Origin of the sequence: Streptomyces venezuelae ATCC 10712 (assembly GCF_008639165.1) — a bacterium.
In the GTDB taxonomy this organism is placed as follows: domain Bacteria; phylum Actinomycetota; class Actinomycetes; order Streptomycetales; family Streptomycetaceae; genus Streptomyces; species Streptomyces venezuelae.
Genome location: NZ_CP029197.1, coordinates 8126334 through 8135615 on the forward strand (window position 1 = coordinate 8126334; position 9282 = coordinate 8135615).

Below are 9282 nucleotides of genomic sequence, written 5' to 3' on the forward strand. Positions count from 1 at the left end.
CGGGAGCATGTGAGGACAGACCACCTGGCCGGCCGCCGGGGCGGACCTGCTGGTGTGGCGAAGCTCACGCAACCTTAGGGGCCGCTGCTGCGTTCGCGCGCGACGGGAACTCGCCTTGACAAAGCCGGGGGAGTGGGCGGCAAGTCGGCCCAGCCGGGTGGCTCGCGGACGACGGGTCGGCACCGCCGGGGTGAGGTGGACGACGAGTCGACCGGGCCGAGGTGGACGACAGGTCGACCCGTGCCGGGTGGCGCCGGTCCCCGTCAGTCCCTCGTGGCCGGATCCGTACGCCCGAAGTGGCGGGCGGTCGGCACGAGCGCCGCCGCGGCCGGTACGAGGAAGCACGCGGCCGCGCAGGCGGCGAGCACCGGCGTGACCCCGAACCGCTCGATCGCGGGCGCGATCAACGCCAGCCCGACGGGCGCGAGTCCGTAGGACACCAGGAAGTCCAGGGAGGAGACGCGGGCCAGCTTGTCCGGGGCCACCTCGCGCTGGGTCGCGGTGAACCAGGGCACGTTGAAGAGCTCGATGCCGATCCCGGCCACGGCGTACGCGGCGACGACCACGGCCGGATGCACCGGCAGCATCAGGCTCAGCGGGGCGACACCGTACGCGCCGAGCCCGGCGAACGCCGCCCAGCCCGGGGAGCGCGGCCGCAGGCGGGCGATGACCAGGGCCCCGCCGAGCGCGCCCACGGTGTACGCGGTCATCGCCGCGGCGAGGACCCACTCGGTGCCGTAGCGGTCCCGGCTGATCAGGGGCAGTGCCACACCGGTGGCGGAGTAGCCGAGCGCGATGACCGCGACCAGCGCGCCGAGCCCCGCGAGGAACCACGGGTGGCGGCGCGCCTCGCGTATGCCCTCAAGGAACTCGGCCCGAAAGCCGGCGCGGGGTGCGGAGCCGGCAGCCGGGCGCGCGTCCGACGAGGGGTCCGGCAGCTCCTCGGGTGACCTGCCGCCCGTCGCCCGCGCCGTACCCCGGCCCGGGACGAGCCCGGCGGCCAGCCACAGCGCCCCGATGCCCAGCAGCAGGGTCCGCACGTCGAGGAAGGCCGCGAGCAGCGCGGTCAGTGTGGGTCCGGCGAGCGTGGAACTCCGTACGGCCACGGTCATGGCGGCGTTGGCCTGCTGGCGCCGCTCGGGTGTGACGATCTCGGCCGTGAGCGCCTGGAACGCCGGGCGGCAGGCGCCCTGACCGGCGCCGGCGAGCGCGGCGGCCGCCGTCATCAGCGCGAGCGAGTGGCCGAGTCCGACTGCCAGGAGGGGCGCGGCGGTCGCGGCCGCGAGGGCGGACCAGAGGACGACCGCGCGGCGGGAGTGCCGGTCGGCCAGGACGCCGCCGACGGCGACGGCGACGAGGAAGCCGGCGGTGCGTGCGGCGAGGACCAGGCCGAGTCCGGCGGCGCCGAGGTCGCGGTGCAGGACGGCGAGCCCGAGGACGAACGGCAGGGCCCAGGTCGCGAGGCCGGAGGCGGTGGTGCCCGCCCAGAGGCGCAGGAACGCGGGGTCCCGGAGGACCGAACGGGAGGGTGGCGCTGGGGACTTGGGGGCCGTGGGGGCGGGTGTGGTGGTCATGGTGCGCGTGCTCCTCGGATGCGGGGGAGCGGCTCGGCGAGCCGCCCCCGGTGTCGTTAATGAAAATGATTGCCATTACAGTACCCTTCGAACGCGGCACTCCTGCCCGGTGCACCACCACACCCATGTCCGTCCCTCCCAGACCGGAGAACCCCATGCGCCACCCCGCCCCCCTCGGCATAGCCCTGACGCTCGCCCTCGCCACCACGGGCTGCGCGACCGCTGCGGACGACCGCCCAACAGCCCGCGACCGCCCCGCGGTCGAGGCGGGCGCCGCGACCGGACACGCCGACGGCGGGAAGCCGGTCTCCGTCACCAGCTGCGGCCGCGAGATCTCCGTCCCCGCGTCACCTCGCCGGGCCGTCGCCCTGGACCAGACCTCGACCGAGACCCTGCTCGAACTCGGCCTCCAGGACCGGATGGCGGGCACGGCCAACCTGAAGACGAAGATCCCCGCCCCGTACCGGGCGGCGTACGCGAAGATCCCGGTCATCGCCCCGAAGATCGCCACCGGTGAGCAACTGCGCGCCGCCACCCCCGACTTCGTCGTCGCCGGCTCCGCCGACCTCTACACCGCGGACCGCGCAGGCACCCGCGAGGAACTGGCCGAACTCAAGGTCCCCACCTTCGTCAGCGCCGTGGACTGCCCCCAGCACAACCCGCCCGGCACCACCCCCTTCGAGCTCCTCTTCTCCGACTACGAGAACCTGGGCAAGCTCTTCGGCGCCGAGGAGCGCGCCCACAAGCTCGCCACCGCCCAGCGCGCGGCCGTCGCCAAAGCCGGGACGAACACCGCCACGACGCACCCCGGCGAGGACCGCCCCACGGTCGTCTTCCTCTACTCCGTCTTCAACGGCATGCCGTACGTGGCCGGCGGGACGAGCCTGCCCAGCGAGATGAGCCGGATCGTCGGCGCGAAGAACGCCTTCGACGACGTCGCCGAGGACTGGCCCGAGGTCTCCTGGGAAGAGGTCGCCCGCCGCGACCCGGACGTCATCGTCGTGGGCGACCTGTCCGAACGCGGCCGGCCCGGCGACAGCGCCCGCGAGAAGCGGGCCAAGATGACCGGACACCCGGTGATCTCCCGGCTCGCGGCGGTCCGCGAGAACAGGATCCTCGAGGTGCCGGGCATCGAACTCGACCCCTCCGTGCGCTCCGTGCACGCCCTCGGGCTGCTCGCCCAGGGCATGAAGGACCTCGGACATGCCCACTGACCCGCCGACGGCCGGCACCCCGGCGAACCTGCTTGCCCCGTCGCGCCCTGCCGACGAGCCCGCTCGCGCGGGTCTGTCCGCGCCTGCGGACCCGTCCGGGCTAGCCGACCAGCAGGGTCCCACCGATTTGTCCGTTCCCGCCGACCAGACTGCACCTGCGGACCTGTCCGTTCCCGCGGACCTGTCCGTGCCCGCCGACCTGTCCGTGCCCGCCGACCAAGCCGTTCGCGGGGGCCTCTCCGAGCCCGCAGACCCGCCCAGGCCCGCGGACCCGCCCGGTCCCACCGAACTGCCCGCTCCCACCGGCCCGTCGGCGCCCGTCCCACCCCGGCGGTTCCCCCTCGTCACGGCCCTCGCCACCGCCACCGTCCTGGTGGCCTCCCTCGCGGCGGCCGTCCGCGTCGGTACCGCCGACGTCGGCTGGGCCGACCTCGTACGCGTCCTCGGGGCGCACGCAGGCCTGGACGTGGAGCCACTGCCCCCGCTCGTGGACTCGCTCATCTGGGACCTCCGGCTGCCGCGCGTCCTGATGGCCGCACTCGTCGGTGCCTCGCTCGCCGTGTGCGGCGCCGTGCTCCAGGCGGTCACCCGCAACGCGCTCGCCGACCCGTACCTGCTCGGCGTGTCCTCCGGCGCGTCGACGGGCGCCGTCACCGTCGTCGTCCTCGGAATCGGCGCGGGCACCCTCGGCGTCACCGGCGGCGCGCTCGTCGGCGCCCTGTTGGCCTTCGGTCTCCTGCTCCTCCTGCTCCGGCGTACCGGACTCGACTCCGTCCGCATCGTCCTCACCGGAGTGGTCGTCGGTCAGCTCCTGACCGCCCTGACCTCCCTCGTCCTCATGGCGTCGGCCGACGCCGACACCACCCGCGCCGTCACCCACTGGCTCCTGGGCTCGATGGCACCGGCCCGCTGGGACACCGTCCTGGTCTGCGCGATCGTCACCCCCCTGGGACTCGCGGTCGCGTGGCTGTGCTCGAACGCGCTCGACGGGCTCGCGTTCGGCACCGACACCGCCGCCTCGCTCGGCATCGGCGTACGGCACACCAGGATGCTGCTCCTGGTGGTGACGGCGGCCCTGACCGCCGTCGCGGTCGCGACCGTCGGCGCCATCGGCTTCGTCGGACTGATCGTCCCCCACGGGGTGCGCTTCCTCGTCGGCCCGCCGCACCGCGTGCTGTTGCCGTACGCGGCGCTCGCGGGCGCGGTGTTCCTGGTGTGGACCGACGCCCTCGCCCGGATCGCCTTCGCACCCCGCGAGGTCCCCGTCGGGGTGATCACCGCACTGCTCGGCGTGCCCCTGTTCCTCCTCGTCCTGCGCAGGAGGGGTGAGCTGTGAGGATCGCCGCCGAGAACCTGAGCTGGTCGGTCGCGGGCACCCCGGTCGTACGGGACGTCAGCGCGGCCGTCGCCCCCGGCGAGACCGTCGGACTGCTCGGCCCCAACGGCTCGGGCAAGTCCTCCCTGCTGCGCTGCCTCGCCGGCCTCCGCGCCCCCGACACGGGCACCGTCCGCTACGACGGCGAGTCCGTCCGGGGCTGGAGCGCCCGCCGGATCGCCCGGCACGTCGCGTTCGTCGCACAGGACTCGGGCGCCGACAGCGACCTCCGGGTCGCCGACGTGGTCGGTCTGGGACGGACGCCGTTCCGGGACCGCTGGCGCGGCCCCGACGGCACCGACCGCGCGGTGACGGCACAGGCGCTGGAGGAAGTCGGCCTCACGGCGCTCGCCGACCGCTCCTGGAAGGCGCTGTCCGGCGGCGAACGCCAACGCGCCCACATCGCCCGCGCGCTGGCCCAGCAGCCGTACGCCCTGCTCCTCGACGAACCCACCAACCACCTCGACGTCAAGCACCAGCTGGAGCTCATGGAGCTGCTGACCGGCACCGAACGGACCGTCCTCGTCGCGCTGCACGACCTGTCGCTCGCCGCCCGGTACTGCGACCGGCTGCTGCTCCTGCACCACGGCCGGCTGATCGCCGCCGGCCCGCCCGCCGAGGTACTGACCGCCGAGCGGCTCGCCGAGGTCTTCGAGGTCGACGCCGCCCTCACCACCGACGCCCTGGGCCAGCCGGCCGTCACCTACCGCGGCCCACTCGACGCCCGGCGCGGTACCGCCCTCCGGGCGCCCCGACCCACGTCCGTCCCCTCCCACTGAAACGAAGCCGAGGCCTCTGATGCACAGCACACCCCAGCCCCTCTCCGTCCCTCCCCAGCCGACGTCCCCGCCCGCGTCCGCGCGTACCACCTCGGCGGCCTCCATCCCGCACCCGGCCCCCGCGCGTACCACATCGGCGGCCTCCGTCGACCAGCTCATCGCCGCGGTCCTGGCGGGCGAACACGGGCCGCTGCCCTCCGCGCTCGTCGCCACCAGCGTGTTCTGGATCCACCACGGCACCCGCCTGGCCGGCGGCGACACCACCTACCTCAACCAGTACGTCCTCGTCAGGCTCGGCGGCTCCTTCGGCGGCTGCGCCTTCGAGGCCGGCGAGCTCACCCCGTCCCTCTGCCACGACTACTCGGGCGCGCCGCTCGACCTGCTGCTGCGCGACGCCCCGCGCCCCGTGCGGATCGCCGCCCTCGACGCCTACCTCGCCCACGCCCACCCGCACCGGACGGCCGCCGAGCGGGGCGAGGCCGAACCCGTCAGCCTGCCCGCCGGCACCCCGGAGGTCCGCGCGAAGGCCCGCGACACGGCCATCGCGGGTCTGCTCGACATCACGCACGGCGCCGAGGTGGGGCTCATCGGCGTCGTCAACCCCCTGGTCGCGGCGATCCGTGAGCAGGGCGGGGAACCCCTGCCCTGCGACTTCAACCTGAAGGCCACCCAGTGGGGCGACCCCGTCACGGACGACATGCACGAGGTGCTCGACCGGGCCGAGGCGGTCGTCGCCACGGGCATGACCCTAAGCAACGGCTCGTTCGACACGATCCTGGCGCGCTGCCGCGACCGGGAGATCCCGCTGATCGTGTACGCGCAGAGCGGCAGCGCCGTCGCCCGCGCGTTCCTCGGCGCGGGCGTGACGGCCGTGTCGGCGGAGCCGTTCCCCTTCTCCCAGTTCAGCGGCGAGGAGACCGTCCTGTACCGCTACCGCACGGCGGACGGCACATGACCCGGCCGGGCAGGGCCCCGGGCACGGTCACCGGCCCGGGGCCCGACAGCGACCCGAACCCCGCCCGAGGCACCGGCCACGCCCCCTGCCACCACGGCGAACTCCTCCAGGGCGTCTTCCTCGACGCGGCCGGCCGCCGGTGCGCGGGCCTCGTCACCCTCCCCATGGCCGGCCCCGGCAGCCGCGCCGAGTTCCTCCGCCGCCCCGGCACACCGCCCCGGGCGCTCACCGTCGTACCCGCCGACCGTACGAAGGCCGCGGCCGCCGCGGCCCTCGCCGTCGAGGAGTGCGCCCGAAGATCCGGACTGCCTCCCTGCGGCGGGGAGCTGAGACTCGGCGGCGACATCCCCGTGGGCCTGGGCATGGGCAGCTCCACCAGCGACGTGATCGCGACCGTCCGCGCGGTCGCCGCCGCGTACGGGCTGCACCTCGCACCCGAGACGGTCGCGGGTCTTGCCGTCCGGGCGGAACGGGCCAGCGATCCGCTGATGCTCGACGCCCGCCCGGTCCTCTTCGCCCAGCGGGAGGGCCGGGTCCTGGAGGTCCTCGGCCCGGCCCTCCCGCACCTGGTCGTCGTCGGCTGCACCCTCGGCGGGGGAGCACCCGTGGACACCCTCACCCTGCCCGTACGGGAGGCCACCGACGCCGACCTCCGCGCCTTCGAACGGCTCCGCGCCCTGCTGCGCCGCTCGCTGGCGACCGGCGACGTCGCGCTCCTGGGCAAGGTCGCCACGGCCAGCGCCCGCCGGGGCCAACAGGTCCTCCGCCACCCGGAGTTCGACTCCCTGATCGCGACCGCCCGGCGCACCGGAGCGGTCGGCGTGCAGATCGCGCACAGCGGCGCCGTCGCGGGCGTCCTGTTCGACCCGACGGCAGCGGGCCTGCACCACCGGGTACGGGGCTGCCGCCGCGCCCTGGACGACCGGGGCATTCCCACCACCCGCACCTTCACCACCCACACCACCACCGCCCCGCCCTTCCCAGCTGCCACCACCCCGAAGGAGTTCACGCCATGGACCAGCACGTCGCGGAGGCGATCGGCCGGCCGGACCTGATACGCCTCGACGACCGGCTCCTGTGTCTGCGCTTCGAGACCATGAAGGTGGTCTCGGCACTGGCCGCCGTCCGTCATCTCCTCGACACCGGTGTCGTACGGCGCGGGGACACGCTTCTCGACAGCTCCAGCGGCATCTACGCGTACGCCCTCGCCCTCGCCTGCCACCGGCACGGCATGCGCTGCCACATCGTCGGATCGACGACGGTCGACCACACCCTGCGGACCCAGCTCGCCGTACTCGGGGCGACCCTGGAACAGATGGAACCGAGCAGCGACCTGAAACTCGACCAGAAACGACGGGTCGAGCGGATCCACGAGATCCTCGCCGCCCACCCCGAGTACCACTGGATGCGGCAGTACCACGACGACATCCACTACCTCGGCTACCGCGCGATCGCCGACCGCGTCCACGAGGAGACCGGCGGCGCCCGGCTCACGGTCGTCGGCGGAGTCGGCTCCGGCGCCTCGACCGGCGCCCTGACCCGCTACCTCCGCGACCGGGACGCCAGGACGCCACGCGGGGCGGCGGGCGACGTCGACCTCGTGGGCGTCCAGCCCTTCGGCAGCCTCACCTTCGGCGCCCAGCACACCTCGGACCCCGAGATCATCATCGCCGGCATCGGCAGCTCCATCCCCTTCGGGAACGTCTCCCACGAGCTGTACGACACCCTGCACTGGATCTCCTTCGACGCGGCGCTGGCGGGCGCCGTCGACCTCCTGCGCCGGCACGCCCTCTTCGCGGGCCTGTCGACCGGAGCGGCCTACCTCGCCGCGCGCCACGAACGCGAGCGCCGCCCCGGACGGACGGTCCTCTTCATCGCCCCCGACACCGGCCACCGCTATGTCGACACCGTCTTCGCCCGCCACGACGAGGCCGCGCCCCTAGGGCACTTCACGCCCCAGGACATCGCGGACCAGACCGAACTGACCCTGCCGTGGTCCCGCATGCCCTGGAACCGCAGGAGCCATCCGCCGCGAGAATCGACCTCTATGGAATCTTTGACCACGTAACGACAGAGAAGGACATAGAAAGTCCGAACAGTGAGGGAAAGCAGGGAATCGTGTACATCAGCGGCAGCGACGGCGAGGACACCACGGAACAGGGCGACGGATGGCTCCGCATCCTGCTGTACGTCGCGTTCCTCCTGCTCCTGGGCTCCGCCCTGGCCCGATTCCTGATCCGGCACACCGGCGAGAACCTCGCTCCGTGGGTCGTCTCCCTCGCCGTCGCCCTGGCGGTCCTCTACCTCCTCGACCCGCTCCTCGGCCGCCGCCCGACCACCCTCCGCCACATCTGGCTCGGGACGGTCGTCGCCGTCTGGATGGCCCTGGTCTGGCTGGCGCCGAGCTTCGGCTGGTGCGCGGTCCCGCTCTTCATCATCGGGCTGCGCACCCTGCGCCCGCCGGCGGCGATCGCCCTCATCGCCCTGGTGACCGCCACATCGGTGACCGCGCACCTCAGGCTCTCGGGCCGGCTCGACGTCGACGTCGTTCTCGCGCCGCCGGCCATCGCCGCGATCGCCGTCGCGGTCTTCGTCCAGATGGACCGTCAGTCCCGGCGGCAGCGCGAGCTCATCGACGACCTCATCCGCACCCGGCGAGAACTGGCCGCGACGGAGCGCCGCGAGGGCATCCTCGCCGAACGACAGCGCCTGTCCATGGAGATCCACGACAGCCTCGCCCAGGGCCTCTCCAGCCAGCAGATGCTCCTCCAGGCCTCCGACCGGGTCTGGGACACCGACCCGGCGACCGCCCGCACCCATGTGCGCACGGCGACCGCGATCGCCGAACACAACCTCACCGAAGCCCGCCGCTTCGTCCACGACCTGGCCCCCGCCGACCTCGCGGACGGCAAGAACCTCGACCATGCGCTCCGGACGCTCGCCGACCGCGAGACCGGCGACCGTCTCACCGTCCTCTGCCACATCGACGGCGCCCCCACCAGCCCCCTGCCCGACCGCGTCCAGTCCACCCTCCTCCGCATCGCCCAGGGCGCCCTCGCCAACGTCCGCGAACACTCGGGCGCCACCACGGCGGCCCTGACCCTGACCTACCTCGACGACCAGGTCGTCCTGGACGTCTCCGACAACGGCCACGGCTTCGACCCCACGACCACCCACCCCGACGACACCCCGACGCGGGGCCCGCGCGGGCACGGCCTCCCCGCCATCCGCACCCGCACCCATCAGCTCGGCGGCACGCTCACCATCGAATCCCTCCCGAACGAAGGCACGGTCCTCTCCGCAGCCATCCCCCTCGCCGCCACGACCACCTGACCCTCCTGGAGCCGCCGCGGGAAGGCCGGTCGGCGCCGTGCGCCGACCGGGC

Annotated in this window: 8 protein-coding genes; 7 read left to right on the plus strand and 1 reads right to left on the minus strand. The window is 74.0% G+C overall.

Annotated features, from left to right (window positions below):
• Positions 1–263: 263 nt before the first annotated feature.
• Positions 264–1574 (minus strand): MFS transporter, encoded by a 1311-nt coding sequence (locus DEJ43_RS36885; protein ID WP_071892346.1) that lies wholly within the window; start codon positions 1572–1574, stop codon positions 264–266.
• A 155-nt stretch (positions 1575–1729) separates the two neighbouring features.
• On the opposite strand from DEJ43_RS36885, the gene DEJ43_RS36890 reads away from it, so the two are divergent.
• The 7 genes from DEJ43_RS36890 to DEJ43_RS36920 all read left to right on the plus strand — a co-directional run bounded on the left by DEJ43_RS36890 (position 1730) and on the right by DEJ43_RS36920 (position 9230).
• Positions 1730–2788, plus strand: coding sequence for an ABC transporter substrate-binding protein (locus tag DEJ43_RS36890; RefSeq protein ID WP_071892351.1), 1059 nt, complete (start codon positions 1730–1732; stop codon positions 2786–2788).
• Positions 2778–4124, plus strand: coding sequence for a FecCD family ABC transporter permease (locus DEJ43_RS36895; protein WP_015038561.1), 1347 nt, complete (start codon positions 2778–2780; stop codon positions 4122–4124). Before DEJ43_RS36890 ends, DEJ43_RS36895 begins: the two co-directional genes overlap by 11 nt.
• Positions 4121–4942, plus strand: a complete 822-nt coding sequence (locus DEJ43_RS36900; protein WP_015038562.1) for an ABC transporter ATP-binding protein — start codon at positions 4121–4123, stop codon at positions 4940–4942. The genes DEJ43_RS36895 and DEJ43_RS36900 overlap by 4 nt, the downstream gene beginning before the upstream one ends.
• Before the next feature lie 103 nt (positions 4943–5045).
• Entirely contained in the window at positions 5046–5897 is an 852-nt protein-coding gene (locus DEJ43_RS36905; protein WP_411572334.1) for a Rossmann-like domain-containing protein, read from the plus strand.
• Positions 5894–6952 carry a GHMP family kinase ATP-binding protein gene (locus tag DEJ43_RS36910; RefSeq protein WP_071892354.1) on the plus strand — a complete coding sequence of 353 codons (1059 nt, stop codon included), beginning with the start codon at positions 5894–5896 and terminating at the stop codon, positions 6950–6952. The genes DEJ43_RS36905 and DEJ43_RS36910 overlap by 4 nt, the downstream gene beginning before the upstream one ends.
• The gene (locus DEJ43_RS36915; protein WP_015038565.1) at positions 6910–7965 is read left to right on the plus strand and encodes a pyridoxal-phosphate dependent enzyme; all 1056 of its coding nucleotides are present in this window, start codon (positions 6910–6912) and stop codon (positions 7963–7965) included. Before DEJ43_RS36910 ends, DEJ43_RS36915 begins: the two co-directional genes overlap by 43 nt.
• Before the next feature lie 50 nt (positions 7966–8015).
• Complete coding sequence (locus DEJ43_RS36920; RefSeq protein WP_015038566.1) at positions 8016–9230, plus strand: sensor histidine kinase; 1215 nt, start codon at positions 8016–8018, stop codon at positions 9228–9230.
• Positions 9231–9282 lie beyond the last annotated feature (52 nt).